The sequence below is a fragment of the Sphingopyxis sp. BSNA05 genome (genome assembly GCF_013265645.1).
GTDB lineage: Bacteria > Pseudomonadota > Alphaproteobacteria > Sphingomonadales > Sphingomonadaceae > Parasphingorhabdus.
Genome location: NZ_PYIA01000023.1, coordinates 17,367 through 38,403 on the forward strand (window position 1 = coordinate 17,367; position 21,037 = coordinate 38,403).

Consider the following 21,037-nt stretch of genomic DNA (forward strand, 5'->3'; position numbering starts at 1 on the left):
GATAAAAGGAACTGATATATGAAAACAGTCGATTTCTATTTCGATCTTTCCTCGCCATGGACATGCCTCGCCTTCCACAATATTCAACCGATCATCAATGAGAATGGCGCATCAATTGTCTGGAAACCGTTTCTTGTCGGTGGCGTGTTCAATGCGGTCAATCAGGACGTCTATGCCGCACGGGAAAACCCCGACAATCGCAAATTCGTCCACAGTTTTCGAGTGCTCAAGGACTGGGCAAAGCTGGCCGGACTGCCAATGAATTTTCCGAGCGAGCACCATCCGGTCAAGTCGGTCCATGCCATGCGGCTCTGTTGTGCGCTGGAGGAGGACCAGGCGGCGCTGCACAAGTTCGCGACCGCCGCATTCAACGCTTATTATGGTGACCAGCGCAATCTCGATGATCCGGCAGTGTTGATCGCGATCGCCGACGAGGCCGGCCTGGACGGTGCTGCACTGGCGGCGCGGACGCAAGAGCAGGAGATCAAGGACCGGCTGCGCGCCAATACCGAAGAGGCCATTGCCCGTGGCGCTTATGGTTCGCCGAGCATTTTCGTGCCTTTTGGCGAGGGCGAAAGAATGTATTTTGGCAATGACCAGTTGCCGCTGATTAATTGGGCGATTAAACAGGGCTCAATATAGCAACGAGTCTTGATTTCCATTCGTGTCGAGCGCAGTCGAGACACGATGGGAATATCAGGCTGCCCGACTTCGCTCCAAGCGATCGGGGAAGAGCAAAGGATGAAATATGTCAGAACGCGTCACCATCACCGTCAAAGATCATATCGCCGATGTCCGGTTCAACCGCCCCGACAAGATGAACGCGCTCGATGCGGCACAGATCGATGCGATCGTCGAAGCCGGTGAAAAGCTGGCGGCGATGGACGGCATAAGAGCCATTGTCCTGTCCGGCGAAGGCAAGGCCTTTTGCGCGGGCCTCGATATGGGTAGTTTTGCCGCATCCGCGGCCTCGGCTTCGGAAGAGAAGAGCGACGGTGAAAAATCGCCCCTCGCCAACACGCTGACCGACCGAACCTTCGGCAATGCCAATAAATATCAGCATATCGTGCTGCTCTGGCGGCGGCTGAAAGCGCCGGTTATTGCCGCGATCCATGGGCCGTGCATTGGCGGCGGGCTGCAATTTGCCAGCGCTGCCGACATCCGCGTGGTCGCACCGGACGCGAAAATGTCGATCATGGAAATGCGCTGGGGGCTGATCCCGGATATGGGCAGCTACACGACCTGGCGCAGCTTTGTGCGCGACGATATCCTGCGCGAGCTGACCTATACCAACCGCATCTTTACCGGCGAGGAAGGAAAGGAACTGGGCTTTGTCACCCATCTGTCGGATGACCCGCACGCCAAGGCCATGGAAATTGCCGCCGAGATCGCCAGCAAGCATCCGCAGGCCGTACAGATTGCCAAAGACCTGATCAACAAGCTGCCCGATATGAACGAGGACGAGATATTGATGGCGGAATCCGTCGGGCAGGACAAGGTCGCCCGTACGCCCAATCAGGTGGAAGCGGTTATGGCCTTCATGCAGAAACGCGCGGCGAATTTCACCGACTGATTTGCATGTTGCCGTTCGTCCTGAGCCTGTCGAAGGATCTCTCAAGAGTACATCGGCAGTTCGACGAGCTTGGTGCAAACGTCCCGTACCGGGAAGATACTAACCGGTGGTTCGCATTTTCTCCAGTTCCGCGACGACCTCTGCCCGCAGCGGCCGGCCCTCGCCGTCGGTGCGGCAGACGATGACGGACTCGCAGGTGGCGATGCACTGGCCGTTCTGGAACATCGCCTGCGCGATGACATAGCTAGAACGCCCGATCTTGCTGACGCCCGAACTGATCTCGACATCGTCGGGGAACTGCCCTTCGCGGAGATAGTTGATCGTCACGGCCGCGACCATGCTCCGCTCGTTCCTCGGCCGGTCCGCCCAGGGGCGCAAGGACCGGTTGAACCGCACACGGGCATTTTCGAACATGGTTGCAAAGGCGACATTGTTGAGGTGCCGGTTGGGGTCGATATCCTGAAAGCGGGTCTGGGTAACCAGCGACACGGGATAGTTGGCAGGATCAAGCTGCCAGGGCTGAGGTCGGGTCATAACGGCTTAGCTCATTTTCGCGACAAGGTCTTTTTGCAGCGTTTTGCAGACATGAATATACAGGGCGCCAGCGACGAAGAATATACCGACGATATAGATCATCGACCAGCGCAGTCCTTCCGCGCTGGCGGTCAGGCATGCGTCAGCCTTGGCGGCACCGAGGGTGGCGATCAGTTCTTCCGGTTTGCCCTTGCATATCTGTCCGGTCAACTCGGCAGCAAACTGCGATGCCGCAAGATCGGCATTCATCAGCAGGTCGCTGGCGATGCCCATGACGAGTGGGCCGCAGCCATAGCCGATAAGATTGACGATGAAGAGGAACAGGGCAACGGCGGTTGCTCTGGATTGCGGGCTCGCGACGCCCTGGCAGATGGTATATTGCGCGCCGAGATAGCCATAATGAAGGACCGCAGCAAACAGCAACGCTGTCAGCGCGAAGGGCACGCTTCCGGTGGTGAAGCCGATCCAGTATAGCGGAACGCAGATGATCAGCATGACACCCGGCAACCATGCCACGACATTGGGATAGCGACCGCTCAGCTTCTCGGTCAGATAACCGGTGAAAAAGGCGCCGAAGGATGCGGCGAGCCCCAACGGGACGGCTATCTGCAGGGTTACTTCCGAAATCGACATTTCATGCACGCGCTGGAAGAAAGCGACCTGGAAGTTGCTGACCCCATAGCCAACAAAAGCGACAAGGGCAGCCGCGATCATATTGATCCAGAAGCTGCGTTTGCCCGATAGCTCCTGTACCGTCTCGGTGATGCCCATTTTTGGGGTTTGGTTGCGGTCGGCGGATCGGCATAGCCGCGCGGTGGCTCCTCTACGGTAAACAGGAAAATCAGGCCGAAAAGGACGCCTGGTACACCGAGCGCCAGAAACGCCTCGCGCCAGGAAAATAATTCGGTGATCGGTCCGCCGAAGGCATTGGCCAGAACGCCGCCCAATGTAATACCCATGGTGTAGATCGCGATTGCCCGCGCGCGGCTGCGCGGCGGAAAATAGTCGGAGATGATCGAGTTGGCGGCAGGCGTCAGACCTGCTTCCCCGATGCCGACGCCGATACGGAATACAAGCAGGGCGATGAAACTACCCGCAATCCCGCACAATGCGGTCATCAACGACCAGAGGATCACACTGGCGGCGATGATCTTGACGCGGTTCATTCGCTCGGCAAGCCGGGCAATCGGTATCCCCATGACCGTGTACATCAGGCAAAGCCGAAGCCGGATAGCAAACCGAATTGCCAGTCCTGCAATTTAAATTCTTCGATGATCGGCTGAGCGACGACACCGATCAATATGCGATCGATAAAGTTCAGCGTGTAGAGGAGCATCAACGAGATGATAACATAATTGCGATATCCGTCGGATCGATATGCCAGCCCGGTATTCGTCAGGGGCGCTGCCTGTGTAGCGTTCATGCTCTCTCCATCGTTTTTTGTTTGATGGCCTGAACCCGTGGTCAAGTCCAGCATAGTTTGGACTTCAAAGGCAGTTCCGCGAAGTCGGAAGTCTCTCCGGACTCGAGCGTCTGGGTGGCATTCCAATAATAATTCAAAATTATCGAACTATCTGGTAATGGTCATTCAGAAAACCATGGAGCTAATTGAAAAATTAGGGGGCCTCAATGGCAATTGGGTGGTCATTTTCGACTTTATCTGAACAAGATCGATCGGGTTCTAATTCCGATATGAAAGTTCCCGCTATCCCGCATTACCGATTCGACAGGTTCTCCTTGCAATGGGGTTAAGCAATATTGACCGGTTGAACGACGGGCAGCGCGACTGCTTGCGACTGGTGCTGGCACATCTCAATTCGAAGGAAATTGCACGCGAACTGGGCGTGTCCCCGCATACGGTGGATCAGAGATTGCGCACGGCCATGCGAATTTTGAACGTGCAGTCGCGTTTCGAGGCGGCGCGGAAATTCGCAGCCGAAAATCAGCAACAGTCGTATCAACCATTGATATATCAATCGTCGACCGTTGAGCTCGCCGGTCAAACCAGCGAACAGGGATCGTCATCCGGGAGACCCAAGGACAGAAAACCGGCGGAACGGATGATGGTGCGAATGCGGATAGCGGCAGCGCCATCGTGGCTTTGGAGCAAGCCGAAATCCCGCGCCGGCCGCTTCCCCTTCCACGTTTCCGTGGTGAGAAAAACCGACTTGCTACGGTCGAGCGGTTGGGATGGATATTGGCCATTGCGATTGGATCCGCCTTATCTTTTGGCGGTTTGGTCGCAGGACTGGAAGCGCTTTCCCGGCTCAACGGATAAGCGGCACCCCCCTCCGGCCAACGCATTCGCCCGATGACGATTTCGCACGAATACACGTGTGATCTTGCAGCCTGAGGAAAGGAACGATGATGCTAAAACAACGACGAGACGCAGCCGAGAATTTGGCGAAAAGACTCTTTGCAGCGGAACAGGCCATCGACGACGCAATATGCAGAGTGTCTGATCTGGCCGGATATATGCCGGTTGCACGGACGAACGCCGGTCTCTCGGCTGTTGTCGGACAGAATGCAATAGCCCAGGCGGCGGAAAGCCTGTCTGCACTGGTTGCGGCGAGAGATCATCTGGTGTCGACCCACAACCATCTGGCCGAAACGCGAGACCAGATCGGCCTGCGAACGATGGCTATGGGGAGCACCGGCGCAAAGCCAACAGAACTTGCTCGGACAAAGGACGAGAACATCGTCAACATGGCAGACCATGCAGCCTAGCCTCTCACTAATTAGGTTGTCTCAATTGAAGATAGGCTTGGTCAAGAACTAGATATGACACAGTGATCTTCAACACGATCTGGGCCTACCTTTATTATATGTTTCTGTTCGCTTGTTGCGGATATGCAATATTGCGCGGCGCGCGTTCGGAATATCTCGGAGCGACGATTATGATATTTGGATCATTATCTACCCTGGCGGTTGCTCGCTCTTTCGGAAGTTCGTGGGCTAAATTGGAAGTTGGAATATTTGTCGTTGATGTCGTGGCGCTCTTTGCGCTGATTTGGCTGTCACTTAAATCAAGTCGTTTCTGGCCGCTGTGGGCAACAGCCTTTCACCTGCTTGCCGTGACAACTCATACAGCGATGACTGTGGCGCCACAAATAACTCCCCGAGCATTGGGGACGGGAGCTGTCTTCTGGGCTTATCCGATGCTGCTCGCGCTGGCGATCGGATCCCGTGAGAACAAACCTTCGCTGAGGGGGTGCACGATCAGGTCCGGTTAGGCTGGACAAACAGTAGACCAGTGAAATCTTGATCATTTTGGAGATTATCTCGCAGAGGCACCGCTTTTGCGAACACCCGGAGTATGTCCATGGCAAGCGATCAATTTCTGCCGTTTCTCGATGTCCTGCAGAAGGAATTGCTGCTGTTCGCCAGCATGTCCTTCCTGATCGGTGCGGTCGACGATCTTCTGTTTGATGGCCTGTGGCTCTTTCACAGATTGAAACGCAGACTGTTCGTCTATTCGCGCCACCAACGGGTGACCGTCGAAAATCTCGAAAATCCGTCCCCCGATTGCCGTATGGCGATCTTTGTACCGGCCTGGAAAGAGGCCGCGGTCATCGGTCCGATGCTGCGCCGCTGTCTGGAACGATGGACTGAAAGCGACTACCGGATTTACGTGGGATGCTATCCCAATGATGCCGAAACGGTCGCAGCCGTGGCAGCGGCATCCCGGGGGTGCGAAAAGGTCAGGCTGGTCGTCTGCCGGCGGAACGGACCGACCACCAAGGCCGATTGCCTCAATCATCTCTGGGATGTCCTCTGCCGCGACGAGATTGAGGAAAACAGCAATTATGCCGCGATCATTCTGCATGATGCGGAAGATATCGTGCACTCCGAAGCATTGAAACTGTTCAGGCATCTGATTGGACGCGCTGTATTGATCCAGTTGCCCGTCATCCCCCGACGGGCCAAGAGATCGCGCTGGGTCGCCGGCCACTATGGCGATGAGTTTGCCGAATTGCACGGCAAGCAAATGGTGCTGCGGGAGGCGCTCGGCGCGTCCATACCTTCCGCCGGTGTCGGCTGCGCCTTTGCCAGGGAAGGGCTGCAGAAACTGTCGGTGAGAACCCGGGGCAAACCCTTTGATGCGGGCAGCCTGACCGAAGATTACGAACTGGGGCTGCATCTGACCGGTGGAGAGGCCCGGGGCATTTTTGCCCGGTTGCGCGACCGGAACGGGCAGCTGGTCGCCACCCAGGAATTCTTCCCGGAAAAGCTGGAAGACGCCATACGCCAGAAAAGCCGCTGGATGGCCGGCATTTCCCTGTCCGGATGGGACCGGCTGGGCTGGCAGAACAGCTGGCGGGAAAACTGGATGCGCCTGCGCGATCGCAAGGCCAGCTTTGCTGCCATAATCGTCGCCATTGCCTATATCGCCATCATCCTGATGGGCCTGTTGCAGCTCGCCGGGATGATCGGAATCTACCAGCCCCGGCCCGTGTCCGCTACTCTGGAGACATTGCTGTTTCTCAATTTCGGCTTTCTGCTGTGGCGTCTGCTGATGAAATTCTGTTTTGTCTTTTCGCTATATGGGTTGCGCGAGGCATTTTTGTCGATACCGCGGACGGTCGTGGCCAATCTGATCAATATCATGGCGGTGTGGCGCGCGCTCAGTCAATATATCAGCCAGCTGGCCGGCCAGCCCGCCCATTGGGAAAAACCAGCCATTTCTATCCCGACGCCCGTGATGTCCAGCAACTCCGACCGCAAACCACCGCGGGCGGTCGAGGCTGAGCTTTTGCCGGCGACCACCGCCGGGGCGCCTTTGCGGGCAATGGCCAGTCTGGCGGCGATCTGGATAGTGGTACGTCTGTTCGCATGGCAGGGTCCGGCTAATATCGCTTCGAAGCCTTTGGAGCCGGCAGGCAACAATGCAGCGCAACAAATTGCGAAAAGCTGGCGTCAGCCGGGTCCCGCACGGTCATCGGCCTTACCGATCGAGAGCCGGCGCGACGGCGAAGGCCATTCCGATCACGACAATCTCTCCATCGCGCGGAGTGATGCAGGCGAGTTTCCGGTGACAGAGGCGCGGGCGCCAGTCCTGCCGGCTCGCTCACTCTGGCGGTGGCAGGACCCAGAGGAAGTCCGCGGTTTCTTCCTGCCTGCCGCATTCACCCCGAATGAAGCGGCGTCCCGTGATCGCGTCGGTACGGGGCCGCCTTTTTCGCACCCGCCCGACCTTCATCGAGACACCCGCTTCGCCGCCTATTTCTGGATTTTCGCGCGGCAAAATTCGCACGCGGAGGAGGGGCTGCCAATGCATGTCGGGCAATCGCCGGCCAATGGTCAATATGGTGGCAGTCAGGCCGGCGCGATCTTATCCTATCGGCTATTGGACCGGCCGTTGCCGGAACTGTCGGTCTATGGCCGGTTCTCCGCTGCGCTAAATCCGTGGAGCCAGAAGGAGATCGCGCTGGGCACCCGCCTCCGGCCGGTCCGGGACTTGCCCATCGCCCTGCAGGCTGAGCAACGTTTTGATGCCGGGCAGGGGAACTCTTCGGGGACCGCTTTTCTTGTGACAGGCGGCAGTGGTCCGGATCATATCGCGGAAAAATTTGTGCTCGAGACCTATGCCCAGGGTGGCTATATTCTGGGCCGGAATGAAAGCTATTTCTTTGACGGGGCAGCGACTCTGCAACGACCGATAGCGGAACGCGGAGCGGCGAGACTTTCCCTTGGTCCCGGCGCCTGGGCCGGTGGTCAACGCGATATCCACCGTGTCGACGTCGGCCCCCGCCTCGGTCTGGCCCTCCCCGTCGGCCCGATATCCGCGCGCCTCGCTATTGACTGGCGGGTGCGGGTGGCGGGGAATGCCAGGCCCGGCAACGGAGCGGCCCTGACGGTCTCGTCGGGCTTTTGATCCGGCGGCGATGCATTCCAGACCGGCGATCGGATTTAATTCGCATCCGCAAGGCAGCAACGCCCTTTATCCCGTAACAAAAAGAGATTAGTCCAGTGGTTATATGGACATATATCTGCCAATCGCCAATTTATCGGTTAATGCGTTCGTCATCATCCTTCTCGGCGGGCTGGTGGGCATATTATCCGGCATGTTCGGCGTTGGCGGCGGATTTCTTACCACGCCGCTGCTGATCTTTTACGGAATTCCGCCAACGGTCGCCGCCGCGTCTGCCTCTACCCAGGTCACCGGTGCCAGCATTTCGGGTGTTGCCGCACATATGCGCCGCAAGGGCGTCGATTTCCGGATGGGCGCGATATTGGTGGCCGGCGGCATCGTCGGCACGATCGTGGGAACAGGGCTGTTCCAGATTCTGCAGACCTGGGGCCAGATCGATACCGTCATCAATGTCCTCTACGTCCTGATGCTGTCCAGTATCGGTGGTCTGATGTTCAAGGAATCCCTGCAGAGCGTCCGCGCCTTTCGTGCCGGCAAGCCGCTGCCAGCCCGTAAGCGACGTCATCACCCGCTTGTGGCCAATCTTCCCTTTCGCTGGCGCTTCTACCGGTCCGGTCTGTATATTTCGCCAATCGCCCCCTTCGTGCTTGGCCTGCTCACCGGCATATTGACCATGTTGCTGGGTGTCGGTGGCGGTTTCATCATGGTACCGGCGATGCTTTACCTGCTCGGCATGGGCGCACAGGTCGTGGTGGGGACCTCGCTGTTCCAGATCCTGTTTGTCACCATCGCTTCGACGATGATGCACAGCATGACCACGCGAGCGGTGGATATCGTGCTGGCCGCGCTGTTGCTGCTCGGCAGCGTGACGGGCGCACAACTCGGTGCAAAATTCGCCCAGCGGATGCGCCCCGAATATCTGCGTCTGGCTCTGGCATCCATGGTGCTGCTGGTTGCAATACGGATGGCATTGGGTCTGGGGTTCCAGCCGGCCGAAATCTACACGGTCCAGATCCTGTGAACCAAAGCCGGCGCCTTTTGCCCCGCTTGCTTGCGCTTTTCGGCATCGCCCTGCTGACCGTCGGCGCGACGCCGGTGCTGGTTCCCGAAGTGTCGCAAGACCGGATCAGCATCAAGGGCGATTTCAACGGGGCACAATTGCTGCTTTTGGTGCCATTACCTACCCGCCGGTACCCGCAACACCGATCGGGCCGATATCGTGGTCGTGCTCAAGGGGCCGGTCGAATCGATCGTCGTGCGCGAAAAGCAGCAGATCGCCGGGATCTGGATTAACGCGGCGAGCAGCGAGTTTCGGTCTGCCCCCGGCTTTTACGCGGTAGCATCCTCCAAGCCGCTCGACGAGATTGTCGATGGCAAGACCGCAGATATTTATGAATTAGGCCTGCACCATTTGCAGCTTTCTCCGGCCGGAGCGATCGACAGCCGCGAGCTGGACCGCTTTGTCGACGGGCTGGTCGACCTGAATTCGCGGGGCAATTTGTTCAAGAACCTGCCGAACAGCGTCAAGATCACCAACAGCGTACTATATCAGGCGCGGATCAACCTGCCGGCGAGCGTACCGGTGGGAGATTATACGGCGGAAACCTTTCTCGTCATCGATGGTCGGGTGGAGGCGGCCGAGGTCAAAGAGATCACCATCGAAAAGACGGGGATGGGGCGTTTCATCACCAATATGGCCCAGAATTACGGCTTTCTCTACGGACTTATCGCCGTGCTCATTTCGGTCGTACTCGGCTGGTCAGCGGGCTATTTGTTCCGCAAGATGTAATGCTCGCTCGATCGCGGGTACCGCTGGGCAGCCTTTCTGGTGCTCCAGTAAATCTTCTTTAACCATGATCGACTAGTCCGGTGTCCTGACCAGCAAAACAGGAAAAACACCAATGTCCGATATGGGTTCTCATAATTTTCCCGCCGCAAGGCCTCTTGCGGATTCCGAAGTCGAACCGATAGAGGATGAGAATCAGGGGGCCATCTCGCAGCGCAGCGAAAGCCACAAGATTGGCGAAGTCATCGAAATCGCCGGATCGGGTTCCAAAATTATCATGGACACCGCCGTGCTCGCGGGACTTATGGACCATAGCGATCCGACCGTGAAAATGGCGGGGCAAGTCGGTAGTCAGGTCAAGATCCGTGTCGGCCAGACATGGCTGCTCGCCAATATCCGCACCCAGAGGCTGTTTGAAGGCCAGACCGGGCTTGTGGTGGCCGAGATCGATTTTCTCGGCGAGGGCGACGAGGAAAAACTGACCGGCCAGATTTATAATTTCCGCCGCGGTGTGACCCGCTACCCGACCCCGGCTTCGGTGGTCTATGCCGTGACGACAGCCGATCTCAAGCAGATCTATGCCTCTGACGGTCGCGCCAATGTCGAGGTTGGCACCGTCTACCCGACAGACGATATCCGCGGCGCACTCTACGTTGACGCCATGCTCGGCAAGCATTTCGCGCTTCTCGGTTCGACGGTACCGGTAAATCGACAGCAGCAGCGCTGATTCTCCATAAAATCTGCGATCTTGCGCCCGAAGGCCATATCCTGATGATCGATCCGCACGGTGAATATTCGGCGGCCTTCAAGGATAACGGCAAATTGTTCGACGTGAACAATCTGAATCTTCCCTATTGGTTGATGAATTTCCGCGAACATTGCGAAGTGTTCGTCCAGTCCAGGGGTGACGCCAAGCAGATGGACTGTGATATTCTGGCCAAATGTCTGCTGGCGGCAAAGGCCAAGAACCAGGGGGCCGCCAATATCACCAAGCTGACCGTAGATTCACCGGTTCCCTATCTGTTGTCCGATCTGACAACGATCCTGCAGAATGAAATGGGCAAGCTCGACAAGGCTACCAACAGCGCGCCCTATCAGCGGTTGAAATCGAAAATCGACGAAATCAAGGCCGATCCGCGGTACAGCTTCATGTTCTCCGGCATGCTCGTCGGCGATACAATGGCGGCGTTTCTCGCCAAGATTTTCCGGCTGCCTTCCGAGGGCAAACCGATTTCGATCATCGATGTCTCGGCGATGCCGTCCGAGATCACGCCGACGGTGGTTTCCGTTCTCAGCCGGCTGGTGTTCGACTATGCGATCTGGGCCCGTAATGAGGCACAGCGGCCGATGCTTCTGGTCTGCGAGGAAGCGCATCGCTACATCCCCAATGATGATGTTGCAGAGGAAAGCAGCGTCCGCGACATCCTAAGCCGGATCGCCAAGGAAGGCCGGAAATACGGGGTTTCTCTGGGTTTGATCACCCAGCGTCCGTCAGATCTGGCCGAAGGGGTGCTCTCGCAATGCGGCACCATCCTGTCGATGCGTCTCAACAATGACCGCGATCAGGCCTTCGTAAAGGCCGCAATGCCGGAAGGCGCGCGCGGATTTCTCGACTCCATTCCCGCCTTGCGCAACCGCGAAGTGATCTGCTGTGGCGAAGGCGTCGCCATACCGATCCGCGTTGCGCTGGATACGCTCATCGAAGAGCGTCGTCCGGCCTCGGAAGATCCCATATTCTCCGACCTGTGGCGCGAACATGGCGGCGAGGAAGAGATCATCCAGCGGGTTATCAAGCGCTGGAGAGCGCAGGGCCGGTAATCCCTGGCCGGCAGTTTGTCCATTTTCCTCGGCTGTTGATCGATAGCGGCTGTCAAAATTCCAGGTATCGATTACGTCTGTAGTCATTGACTGTGTATCGGGCACAGCAGAATGATATGGAGAAACCGATGGTTGATAAACGCTTTTTCCAGTGATTGCCGGACTGGGCTTGGTCGCAGTGTCGATAGTGCCGGCAATGGCCATTCATGCGCGTGATGCTGATCAGGAACGCGACAAGACGTGGAGTGAAACGCTCGCCCGGGATATCAAGGCACAGGTGAAGGCCAGTATGACCGAGGGCGCCGATGGTATGGAAAAAGGCGCGGAGGAGATGCTGCGAGGCGCGGATCAGATGGAAGCCTATGCAGACCGGCTGGAGAGTGATGCGGAATTCCGCAAACGCGAAGCTGCCAGACAGAATGCACACGGAGACCGGAAAATTACGGCCCAGAAACTACTGGAAAGCGCGCCGAAGATGCGCCGCGGCGCGGAAAAGATGCGCAAGGGAGCGGAGCGGATGCGCGCTGCCGCCGAAAAGATGCGGCGCGGCGAGAGCGGTTAAGCGAAGTCCCGCAAGCGGATGATTCCGCCCCTGCGGGCATCCGGTTCCGGATCATCAGTAGAGGCTGGCCTGCGCAGACCTTCGCTTTCTGCTCAGGAGATATCAGCCCAGCCGATCGATAGCTGCCTGCAGGCGTCCGGCTTCCGCTTCCTTGTCGGCCAGATCGGCACGGGCTTTCTCGACCGCTTCCGGTTTGGCCTTTTCGACAAAATTGGGATTACCGAGACGTCCGCCGAGTGATTTGGCTTCTTTCTGCGCGGCTTCCAGCGCCTTGTTCAGACGGGCCTTTTCTGCATCAATATCGATGGCACCGGCCAGCGGCAGCACATAGGTTGCGCCGTCGACTACGATCTGCGCGGATGGGCCATCCGGGGCCGGATCGAAGGAAATGGTCTCAAGACGTCCGACCCGGTCGAGTGCGGCATGCTGGCGTGTGACCTTGGCCTGCAGATGGTCGTCACCATCGCGGACATGGGCTGACATTTTGGTGCCGGGCGGAATGTTGAGCTCGACCTTTGTGGAGCGCACTTCCGAAATCAGCTTTATCAGCCAGTCGACTTCCGATTTGGCGTCTGCGTCCACAGCCGCTTTCGGCGCCGGCCATTGCGCGACGATCAGATCATATTTCCTGTCGCCCATCGCATGCCACAATTCTTCGGTGATGAAGGGCATGAACGGGTGGAGCATGACGATGATCTGGTCGAGCACCCAGCCGGCGACGATACGGGTTTCGTCGGCCGTTCCGGCATCCTCACCCTGCAGAACCGGCTTGATCAGTTCGAGATACCAGTCGCAGAACCGGTCCCAGGTGAAATGATAGATGGTGTTGGCCGCCGCATCGAAACGCAGGTCGGTCAGAGCCTTGTCGAGCGCCTGTTGCGTTTCGACAACTTCACTGATGATCCAGCGGTTGACGGGCAATATGGCTTCGGGGGCAGCAAGCGTCTTGCTCGCGCCGATCCCGTTGGCCTCGCAGAAGCGCGAGGCATTCCACAATTTGGTGGCGAAATTGCGATAGCCCTCGACGCGCTTGTCATCCATCTTGATGTCGCGGCCTTGGCTTTCCATCGCCGCCATGAAGAAACGCAGAGCATCGGCGCCATATTGATCGATCAGGCCGAGCGGATCGACGACATTGCCCTTGGACTTGGACATCTTGGAGCCATCTTCGGCCCGCACCAGTCCGTGCAGATAGAGCCGCTTCCACGGCACTTCCTTCATGAACTGGATGCCCTGCATCGCCATCCGCGCATCCCAGAAGAACAGGATGTCAAAGCCGGAGATCAGCAGATCGTTGGGGTAATGGCGTTCGAGGTCTTTGGTCTGTTCCGGCCAGCCGAGCGTGCCAAAAGGCCAGAGAGCGGAAGAGAACCATGTGTCGAGAACATCGGGGTCGCGAGCGAGCGTGACGTCCGGGCCTGCCTGCGATTGTGCCTCCTCTTCGCTCATCGCGACATAGATTTTGCCATTTTCGTCAAACCATGCCGGAATCTGATGCCCCCACCATAATTGCCGCGAGACGCACCAGGGCTGGATATTTTCCATCCAGTTGAAATAGGTCTTTTCCCAACTTTTCGGCACGATTTCGATATCGCCATCGCGCACGGCCTTGATCGCCGGCTGGGCCAGCGTTTCCGCATCGACATACCATTGGTCGGTTAGCCAGGGCTCGATCACCACGCCGCCGCGGTCCCCAAAAGGTGTCGCGATAGTGCGCGGTTCGGCGTCATGCTCGACTTGTTCGCCGTCCTTGTTTTCGAAACATGCGGGATCAGGAAGCCCTGTTCCTTCAGCTGCAGCACGACCCGTTCGCGGGCACCGTCGACGCCGTCTTTCCGGAACCGGTGCAGGCCGATATATTCTTCCGGCACCAGCCCGTCGGCGGTCTGGCAGACATTGGCCTCGCCATCGAGCATATTGAGCATCTCGCTGGCGGCAAAGCCGGCGCGCTTGCCGACCTCGAAATCGTTGAAATCATGGCCCGGCGTGATTTTCACCGCGCCCGAACCCAGTTCTGGATCGGCATGTTCGTCGGCAACAATCTTGAACCGGCGCCCGGTGATTGGCTGCTCGATTTCCTTGCCGATCACGCTCTTGTAGCGCTCGTCCGATGGATGCACCGCAACCGCCATATCGGCCAGCATCGTTTCCGGCCGGGTCGTCGCGACCTCGATATAATCCTGCCCATTGTCCAGCGTGACGCCATCGGCCAACGGATATTTGAAATGCCAGAAGCTGCCTTTGGTGTCGACGGTTTCGACTTCCAAATCGGAGATCGCGGTCTTTAGCGCCGGGTCCCAGTTCACCAAGCGCTTGTCGCGATAGATCAGACCATCATTATAAAGATCGACAAAGACCTTGAGCACGGCTTCGTTCATGCCCTCGTCCATAGTGAAGCGTTCGTTGGACCAGTCCATCGAACAGCCCAGCCGGCGCAGCTGCTTGGTGATCGCGCCGCCGCTTTCCTCTTTCCACTCCCAGACTTTCTCGACAAATTCCTCGCGCGTGAAGTCGGTGCGCTTCTGCTGGCGCTCGTTCATCTGCCGCTCGACCACCATCTGGGTGGCGATACCGGCGTGATCCATGCCAACAACCCAGAGCGCATCCTTGCCCTTCAACCGCTCGTGCCGGATGATGATGTCCTGCAGCGTATTGTCCAGCGCATGACCGATATGCAGCGACCCAGTGACATTGGGGGGCGGGTTCACAATCGAGAACGGCTCCCGATCATCGCGTTCCGGCCGGAACAGGCCCTTGTTTTCCCAATGTTCATACCAGCGCGTTTCGATGGCGGCGGGGTCGAAATTTTTATCTAATGTCATGGCTGGGTCTTTGGCATTGCTTTTGGCGGGAGACAACAGTGTTGTGCTCCGCACTTGATGCGGAGCCCTATAAAGGGAAGTGCGATCTTGGCCTCCCGGAACTCCGCATCAAGTGCGGAGCACAGGGCCCCGGACTCAACCGTTCAAAATCGCATCGATCTCGGCATTGGCCTTGGCGCGCAATTGCCGTTTGCAGGACTTGAATCCAGGCTGAGCCGCCAGTTCCCGTGCGGTCGCAACCGCCTGATCGAGCAGTTGCCCGGGGCTTGCCAGCTCGTCAGCCAGGCCAGCGCTGAGGGCTTCGACAGGGTTTAGCAAATGCGAAGACAGAGCCAAGCGGCGCCGCCAGACGGGATTGAGCCAGTGGTCCAGTATCGCCTGCGGAACGGGAGGGAAGGGCAGGCCGGCCTTCGCTTCCGGCAGTCCGATTTTATAGTCGCCCTGTGCCGCGACAATCCAGTCCGCTGCCAGCGCCATGATCCCGCCCGCGCCAATCGTGTTGCCGTTGAGAGCCACTACAAAGGCACAGGGCAGGCGATGGAGTGAGGCCGCAAAAGCATCAATCGCGGCAGCGGCCTGTTTCTGGCCGGCCTTGTCCAGCGTCGCCGCGATTTTGGTGTCCATGCCGCAGGTAAAATGCTCGCCAGCCCCGGTCAGGACAACGCCATTTTCGGGAGGGTTGTCGGCCAGTGCCTGAAAGGCCGCAATGCCCTCTTCCAGCAGATCCGGGTGCAGCGTGTTGCGTTCGCCGTTGGTCAGCGTGACAATTGTGGTGCCGTCGCGATCCTCGGTGGGGAAAAAGCTCATTGGCCTTTGCTGTCCTGCATATCAGTAGCGGTCCATTTGCCCATCCAGTCAAACACCGTCCGGTACCATTGCACGCTGTTCTTGCCCTTGAGCACCCAGTGATTCTCATCCGGGTAGATCAGCAATTTGGACGGAATGTCCATTTCCTGCGCAACGGTGAAGGGCATGATGCTCTGGGTATAGGGGATCCGGAAATCCTTTTCGCCGTGAATGAACAGCGTTGGTGTTTTCCAGTTGGCGATTGTGTTCACCGGATTCCATTTTTCCGGATTGGGCCGCGACCACCAGTTGCCGCCGTGATCCCACTGGTCGAACCAGAGCTCTTCAGTGCTCAGCGCCATCGCGCGCAGGTCAAAAACACCGGCATGGTTGATCAGGCAGTCAAACCGGTCGGGCCAGTTGCCGGCAATCCAGTTCATCATATAGCCGCCGTAAGAACCGCCGAGAGCACAGGAGCGTTCACCGTCGATTTGCGGATCGGTTTCCAGTGCTGCTGCATAGCCCAGCTTCAGATCTTTGAGCGGCTTGCCACCCCAGTCCTGGTTGATGCTGTCGGTAAAGGCCTGCCCGTAACCGGCAGACCCATGGAAGTCGACCGTTACCGCTGCATAGCCTTGCGCCGCCATCACCTTCGGGTTCCAGCGGGTGGACCAGCTGTTGCCGAAACTGCTTTGGGGACCGCCGTGGACGAGAAAGGCCATCGGCAGTTTGCCGGTCGCGCCTTCCGGCTTGATAATCTGTCCCCAGACCGTGTCGCCATTGGCACCGGTAAAACTGAACCGCTCGATTTCGACCTTGTCGATTTCGCCCAGTTCGGAGCCGTTGATATTGGTCAGCTGCGTGACACTTCCGTCCGGTGCGCGGCGATACAGGTCCGTTGGAGCCTGCAGACTGTTCATCGTGAAGATCAGCGAGCCATCCTGCAAGGGTATCGTGGTGCCGACATTGCCTTCCGCCGTCAGACGCGTGACTTTGCCGGTTGCAACCTCCACTGCAAAGGCGGGATGATCGAGCACGTCCTGCGCGGTTACGATGAGATATTGATTATCCGGTGTCCAGACTATGGAGCCGACCGAACGGTCCCAGTCCTTGGTCAGGGCAATGGCTTCGTCTTCATCGCTGCCTTGCTTGCGAAGTTTTACAACGAGTCGATCGGCCTCATAGCCGGGCCGTTCCATCGCCGCCCAGGCCAGCCATTCTCCGTCGGAAGAGAAAGCGGGCAGCGTATCGGTGGCTTCATTGCTTTGCGTATAGTTGACGGTACCCGTACCGTCGGCCTTGGCACCATATATATCGATATTGGTCGACTTGGGTTCATTCCGGTCCGCGGTCCTGAGTGCGAAGAACAGGCCGTCTTCTCCGGGCACCCAGGCGATTTCCTCGCCGCCGCCAAAGGGTTTGGAGGGGCTGTCGCCGACCAGATCACCATCCAGCGCCGCGCCGTCTCCCGCGACTTTGCCATCCTTCAGATCAAAAGCGAATATGCGGCTGTAATTGCCTGGTGTTTCCCAGCTCGACCAGTGGCGGATGAAAAGCTCGTCATATTCGCGACCGGTCCCGGGACCAGGCTCGGCCCGGTTTCCGCTATGATCGCAACCGAAGGTCGGGCAGTCTCTGGCAATATCTCCCCAAAGCGCGATTTTCTCGCCGGTCGGTGACAGCTTGAAGCCGGCGATATCAGCTTTCAGGTCGCTCGCCTGAACCGGATTGCCGACTTGATCGCCTGCCGTGATACGCGCATGCCAGAGCTGTTCCGAACCGCTCGCATCGCTCAGATAAAAGAGGCTGCCATCGGTCGCAAAGGCAGGGCTGTGTTCGCTTTTTCCGGGAGCATCGACGATGCGAAGGGGGGCAGGATCGTCGCTATTCATATCCAGCAGATAAAGCGCGCTGGACCGGTCGTAGGTTTCCGGATCGGTTTCGGTAACGTCGAAAACCGCCCATTTCTCGTCCGGAGAAACCGCAACCGACCCCATGCGCTTCAACGTGGCGAGGTCTTCCGCCGTCAGGGGCCTTGCCGAGGCCATTGCAGGAAAAGCCGCTCCGGTGACGAGCAGCGCAGTGGTAAATGTTTTGAAAATCTTGTCATGGGCCGCAGTTTAGCACGGCTGTCCGACAAGGCAATTGCGATTAGATCGGCGTGCCTATTTCTCGCTCAGCCGCTGGATTTCGCGCGCTACCAGCTCCTCGACGAGATCGGGCAGATTGGCGTCCAGCCATTGCTTGATCATCGGCCGCATCAGATCGCGGGTGAGGTCTTCCAGCGAAGTGCCGCCGGCGGGTGGTGTTGCCGGTCTGCGTTCCATCGCTTCTTTTTCGACCAGAGCCGAGAGCGACTGGCGCATGCTGTCCAGCTTGTTGTCGTCGATCAGCCGTTCTTCCTTGCGGCGATCGCCGAACACGCCGCTGGCGGATGAGCTTTGCTGTCCCGGCAATTCTTCGGTCAGTTCCAATATTTCTTCATCCCGGTCTGCGGGTACTATGTCGGGGACGGCTTGCAGCGCCGGTTTCGCGGAAGTCTTGCGGCGTGGCAAGGGGCGATCCTCATCGATCGCCTTGTCTTCAGCGATGATGCGTTTGATCGACGAGAGGATTTCCTCCATCGATGATTCCCTGTTCTGTTCAGCCATGTGCGAAACCCCCAAGCTTATACTCTGTTGCCGGATCCGATCGACGCCATCCATACTATTGACGCGCCGGCGTCGCGGGCAATGGCTCTATCTCCGCTTTTGCGCTGGTGTGTCAACGGTTCTGGTCGCTTGCGGCTCCGGATCGGGGTCGCTCTGATAATCGTAGAACATGTCATCGACCCGTTCGTAATTGAGGTCGGGATCATAAAGCGGCCCGCCTTCTAGTCCCAGATCGCGCGCTTCTGCTCTGCCCATGGCGGCGAGCAGGGAGAAGCCCGCGACATAGCTGTTGCGGCGGGCGGTCACCAGCTGGACCTGCGCATTGAGCAGTTCCTGCTCGGCGTTCAAAATGTCCAAAATGGTCCGGTTGCCGACGGAATTTTCAGCCCGCACACCTTCCAGAGACAGGCTGGCTGCAGCCACCGCCCGCTCGGAAGACTGGATCACCCGTTCCGCGGCGCGCCAGCTGGAATAGGCCGCACGGGTCTGCGCGATGACATCGCGCTCGACGGCAATCAGCTGCTCATAGGCCTGGCCGGAACGCGCTTGTGCCTGGCGGATCTGGGCGGCCGGACGTCCTCCCTGATAGATGGGCATGCTGGCACGGACACCCACTTCGGCGGTAGATTGTTCCTGAATGAAAACGCTGCCGGGAACATTTCCGCCCAGCGTGCCGTGATAGTTCAGATAGCGCCCTTGCGCATAAGTGCTGACCTTTGGCTTGTTGCCTGCCCGCGCTGTCTTGATATCAAATTCGGCCGCATCGCTGCGTTCCTTTGCGGCCAGCAAGTCGGGGTTGTAGGACAGCGCCAGATCCACCGCCTGATCCGGTGTTTCCGGCATGTTCGGCAAAGGCGGGGGCGGTTCCAGATCGCCGGGTTCGTGCCCGACCAGAGCGATATAATTTTCCTTGCTGCGAATCAGGCTGGCCCGCACGGTTTCCAGGTCGCCCTTCGCCACTTCCAGCCGGGATTCCGATTGCGCCACATCGGTCCGCGTCAAATCCCCGATTTCGAATCGGTCGCTCGTCGCTTCCAGATTGACCGTTAGAACGCCGACATTGGCCCGGTTCAGCTTGACGATCGCGGTGTCGCGGATCACGTCCATATAAGTGGCGACCACATTGCTGAACAGGCTCGCTTCGGTTGCGCGGAGATCATATTGTCCGGCTTCCACTCTGGTGCGCGCCGCACGAATGGCGTTTTTGACCGCTCCTCCGGAATAGATCGGCACTTCTACCGAGCCACCCGCCGTGGACTGGCGCAGCGGGGCGGTGAAGCTATTGGCGCTGCGCAGGAAGTTTTCCTGAAAGCCGAAGTCCGTGGTGGCATTCGGCCGGCCATCGGCTTTGGCAATGGCAACGGTTTCATCGGTTGCCCGCTGTGCTGCGCGCGCGCCCGACAAGGTGGGGTTGGTCTGATAGGCGGCTTCCAGCGCATCGCGCAACGTATCGGCTTGCACGGGGGCAGACAGTAGCGCCACGATAGCTGTGCCAAGGAAAAGGCGGCGTCTACTCATAGTATCACTCTCCCGAACGCCTTAAAATTTGAAGCTTTTTGCTTTTTCAAAGCCGGGCAGGGCACAGGCCCCGCAATCGGCAAAATATTGATAGCCGACATGCCCCCCTGCCGTCCGGCCCAGCGCAAGGCGGGACACGCCATCGTTCATGACGGCACCAACAATGCGACCGTCCGGCGCAAGTTGATCGACCAGAGTCTGGGGAATTTCTTCCACCAGCCCGTCGATCACGATCACGGAATACGGCGCGGACTGAACCCAGCCATCGGCGTGATTGCCGGTCTCTATCCGAACATTGTCAAAATCGGCCAGATTTTTAACGGCGAGCGCTGCCAGCTTGGCATCCTGTTCCACCGCGACGACAGACCCTGCGAGTTGCGCCAGTACCGCCGCTGTATAGCCGCTGGCCGCGCCAATCAGCAGGACTTTGTCATCTTTCGTCGCATGCGCTACATTCAGCAAACGCCCGGTGGTTAGCGGTGGATTCAACGCCCGGCCGTCACCGATCTGCACCCCGCGATCGGCATAAGCGAAGCTGCGTTGTGCAGCGGGGACGAAATCTTCCCGGGCGATATGGCTCATGGCCGCGATAACCCGGGGATCGCTCACTTCGGTTGTGCGCAACTGGCTGACAACCATGGCTTTGCGCATTTGTTTGAAATTTTCCTGGCCCAAGCGTCGATCCTCGCAATGAATAGTGTGCGTCCATGCCATTTCTGTATTACGAATACAATACACTATGGCTGAGATTTTGTCGCTTCTAGCCCGCCTTGTCCCATGCGCCAAGATGGATTCCGGTGATTTTCTGCTGACTGCGTCTTTTACGCGACAAAGGAGCATTTTCGATCGATCTGCGGCAATGGGATTGGAGGACGCAACTTTGGGTTGACTTTCGCTGCAAAGCGAAGCAATTCGCGCCCTCTCTCTGGCCCGATGGCGGAGTGGTGACGCAGCGGATTGCAAATCCGCGCACCCCGGTTCGATTCCGGGTCGGGCCTCCAGAGACTATCCCCATCCTTTGTCATCGATTGAATCGCCAGCGATTCGTGCGTGCTTCACCCCCCGCATCGCGCCTGCACGGGAGTTGCCGTCCGATCTTCGATGCAGGCCTGTTC

At 58.2% G+C, this 21,037-nt stretch carries 18 protein-coding genes, 1 tRNA gene and 2 pseudogenes; 11 read left to right on the top strand and 10 right to left on the bottom strand.

Features of this window, described 5'->3' with window-relative positions; all coding sequences use genetic code 11:
- Positions 1–18 precede the first annotated feature (18 nt).
- Positions 19–642: a 2-hydroxychromene-2-carboxylate isomerase gene (locus C8024_RS02760; protein ID WP_173202863.1), complete on the top strand. Its 624-nt coding sequence runs from the start codon at positions 19–21 to the stop codon at positions 640–642.
- Between the two features lie 106 nt (positions 643–748).
- The gene (locus C8024_RS02765; RefSeq protein WP_173202864.1) at positions 749–1,573 is read left to right on the top strand and encodes a crotonase/enoyl-CoA hydratase family protein; all 825 of its coding nucleotides are present in this window, start codon (positions 749–751) and stop codon (positions 1,571–1,573) included.
- A 99-nt stretch (positions 1,574–1,672) separates the two neighbouring features.
- On the opposite strand, the gene C8024_RS02770 is transcribed toward C8024_RS02765, so the two are convergent.
- Genes C8024_RS02770 through C8024_RS02785 form a run of 4 tightly spaced genes read right to left on the bottom strand, consistent with a single transcriptional unit; the run spans position 1,673 to position 3,584 of the window.
- Positions 1,673–2,107 (bottom strand): thioesterase family protein, encoded by a 435-nt coding sequence (locus C8024_RS02770; protein WP_173202865.1) that lies wholly within the window; start codon positions 2,105–2,107, stop codon positions 1,673–1,675.
- A 6-nt stretch (positions 2,108–2,113) separates the two neighbouring features.
- Complete coding sequence (locus C8024_RS02775; RefSeq protein ID WP_173202866.1) at positions 2,114–2,878, bottom strand: MFS transporter; 765 nt, start codon at positions 2,876–2,878, stop codon at positions 2,114–2,116.
- Positions 2,818–3,306, bottom strand: a complete 489-nt coding sequence (locus C8024_RS02780) for an MFS transporter (protein ID WP_173202867.1) — start codon at positions 3,304–3,306, stop codon at positions 2,818–2,820. The genes C8024_RS02775 and C8024_RS02780 overlap by 61 nt, the downstream gene beginning before the upstream one ends.
- An 11-nt stretch (positions 3,307–3,317) precedes the next feature.
- The gene (locus C8024_RS02785; RefSeq protein WP_173202868.1) at positions 3,318–3,584 is read right to left on the bottom strand and encodes a hypothetical protein; all 267 of its coding nucleotides are present in this window, start codon (positions 3,582–3,584) and stop codon (positions 3,318–3,320) included.
- Positions 3,585–3,873: 289 nt separating this feature from the next.
- Between C8024_RS02785 and C8024_RS20795 the strand changes: the two genes are divergently transcribed.
- From C8024_RS20795 to C8024_RS02825, 8 genes and pseudogenes are all read left to right on the top strand, one after another.
- Positions 3,874–4,422, top strand: coding sequence for a helix-turn-helix transcriptional regulator (locus C8024_RS20795; protein WP_254305486.1), 549 nt, complete (start codon positions 3,874–3,876; stop codon positions 4,420–4,422).
- A gap of 49 nt (positions 4,423–4,471) precedes the next feature.
- Positions 4,472–4,834, top strand: coding sequence for a hypothetical protein (locus C8024_RS02795; protein ID WP_217271952.1), 363 nt, complete (start codon positions 4,472–4,474; stop codon positions 4,832–4,834).
- Positions 4,835–4,896: 62 nt separating this feature from the next.
- Complete coding sequence (locus C8024_RS02800) at positions 4,897–5,340, top strand: hypothetical protein (RefSeq protein WP_173202869.1); 444 nt, start codon at positions 4,897–4,899, stop codon at positions 5,338–5,340.
- A gap of 89 nt (positions 5,341–5,429) precedes the next feature.
- The gene (locus tag C8024_RS02805; RefSeq protein ID WP_173202870.1) at positions 5,430–7,982 is read left to right on the top strand and encodes a glycosyl transferase family protein; all 2,553 of its coding nucleotides are present in this window, start codon (positions 5,430–5,432) and stop codon (positions 7,980–7,982) included.
- A 103-nt stretch (positions 7,983–8,085) separates the two neighbouring features.
- Entirely contained in the window at positions 8,086–9,000 is a 915-nt protein-coding gene (locus tag C8024_RS02810; protein ID WP_173202871.1) for a sulfite exporter TauE/SafE family protein, read from the top strand.
- Between the two features lie 198 nt (positions 9,001–9,198).
- Complete coding sequence (locus tag C8024_RS02815; RefSeq protein WP_367947113.1) at positions 9,199–9,768, top strand: TIGR02186 family protein; 570 nt, start codon at positions 9,199–9,201, stop codon at positions 9,766–9,768.
- Positions 9,769–9,880: 112 nt separating this feature from the next.
- A pseudogene (locus tag C8024_RS02820) lies at positions 9,881–11,583 on the top strand (ATP-binding protein).
- A 169-nt stretch (positions 11,584–11,752) separates the two neighbouring features.
- The gene (locus C8024_RS02825) at positions 11,753–12,145 is read left to right on the top strand and encodes a hypothetical protein (RefSeq protein WP_173202872.1); all 393 of its coding nucleotides are present in this window, start codon (positions 11,753–11,755) and stop codon (positions 12,143–12,145) included.
- Positions 12,146–12,247: 102 nt separating this feature from the next.
- Here the strand turns inward: C8024_RS02825 and C8024_RS02830 are convergent.
- From C8024_RS02830 to C8024_RS02855, 6 genes and pseudogenes are all read right to left on the bottom strand, one after another.
- Positions 12,248–14,967, bottom strand: a pseudogene (locus C8024_RS02830) (valine--tRNA ligase).
- 135 nt (positions 14,968–15,102) lie between these two features.
- Positions 15,103–15,774: an enoyl-CoA hydratase/isomerase family protein gene (locus tag C8024_RS02835; RefSeq protein ID WP_173202873.1), complete on the bottom strand. Its 672-nt coding sequence runs from the start codon at positions 15,772–15,774 to the stop codon at positions 15,103–15,105.
- On the bottom strand, positions 15,771–17,801 hold the full coding sequence (locus tag C8024_RS02840; protein ID WP_173202874.1) for a S9 family peptidase: 2,031 nt from the start codon (positions 17,799–17,801) through the stop codon (positions 15,771–15,773). Before C8024_RS02840 ends, C8024_RS02835 begins: the two co-directional genes overlap by 4 nt.
- Before the next feature lie 117 nt (positions 17,802–17,918).
- The gene (locus C8024_RS02845; protein WP_173202875.1) at positions 17,919–18,404 is read right to left on the bottom strand and encodes a DUF2497 domain-containing protein; all 486 of its coding nucleotides are present in this window, start codon (positions 18,402–18,404) and stop codon (positions 17,919–17,921) included.
- 87 nt (positions 18,405–18,491) lie between these two features.
- The gene (locus C8024_RS02850; protein ID WP_173202876.1) at positions 18,492–19,922 is read right to left on the bottom strand and encodes a TolC family outer membrane protein; all 1,431 of its coding nucleotides are present in this window, start codon (positions 19,920–19,922) and stop codon (positions 18,492–18,494) included.
- Between the two features lie 21 nt (positions 19,923–19,943).
- A complete protein-coding gene (locus C8024_RS02855) occupies positions 19,944–20,597 on the bottom strand; it encodes a protein-L-isoaspartate O-methyltransferase (RefSeq protein WP_254305487.1) in 654 nt (217 codons plus the stop codon).
- A gap of 252 nt (positions 20,598–20,849) precedes the next feature.
- On the opposite strand from C8024_RS02855, the gene C8024_RS02860 reads away from it, so the two are divergent.
- Positions 20,850–20,923, top strand: a tRNA-Cys gene (locus C8024_RS02860).
- Positions 20,924–21,037 lie beyond the last annotated feature (114 nt).

Excerpts from the sequence above, each read along its gene's own strand:
- C8024_RS02760 (WP_173202863.1), top strand. The coding sequence starts at position 19 with ATGAAAACAGTCGATTTCTATTTCGATCTTTCCTCGCCATGGACATGC.
- C8024_RS02765 (WP_173202864.1), top strand. The coding sequence starts at position 749 with ATGTCAGAACGCGTCACCATCACCGTCAAAGATCATATCGCCGATGTC.
- C8024_RS02770 (WP_173202865.1), bottom strand. The coding sequence starts at position 2,107 with ATGACCCGACCTCAGCCCTGGCAGCTTGATCCTGCCAACTATCCCGTG.
- C8024_RS02775 (WP_173202866.1), bottom strand. The coding sequence starts at position 2,878 with ATGGGCATCACCGAGACGGTACAGGAGCTATCGGGCAAACGCAGCTTC.
- C8024_RS02780 (WP_173202867.1), bottom strand. The coding sequence starts at position 3,306 with ATGGGGATACCGATTGCCCGGCTTGCCGAGCGAATGAACCGCGTCAAG.
- C8024_RS02785 (WP_173202868.1), bottom strand. The coding sequence starts at position 3,584 with ATGCTGGACTTGACCACGGGTTCAGGCCATCAAACAAAAAACGATGGA.
- C8024_RS02795 (WP_217271952.1), top strand. The coding sequence starts at position 4,472 with ATGATGCTAAAACAACGACGAGACGCAGCCGAGAATTTGGCGAAAAGA.
- C8024_RS02805 (WP_173202870.1), top strand. The coding sequence starts at position 5,430 with ATGGCAAGCGATCAATTTCTGCCGTTTCTCGATGTCCTGCAGAAGGAA.
- C8024_RS02810 (WP_173202871.1), top strand. The coding sequence starts at position 8,086 with ATGGACATATATCTGCCAATCGCCAATTTATCGGTTAATGCGTTCGTC.
- C8024_RS02835 (WP_173202873.1), bottom strand. The coding sequence starts at position 15,774 with ATGAGCTTTTTCCCCACCGAGGATCGCGACGGCACCACAATTGTCACG.
- C8024_RS02840 (WP_173202874.1), bottom strand. The coding sequence starts at position 17,801 with ATGGCCTCGGCAAGGCCCCTGACGGCGGAAGACCTCGCCACGTTGAAG.
- C8024_RS02845 (WP_173202875.1), bottom strand. The coding sequence starts at position 18,404 with ATGGCTGAACAGAACAGGGAATCATCGATGGAGGAAATCCTCTCGTCG.
- C8024_RS02850 (WP_173202876.1), bottom strand. The coding sequence starts at position 19,922 with ATGAGTAGACGCCGCCTTTTCCTTGGCACAGCTATCGTGGCGCTACTG.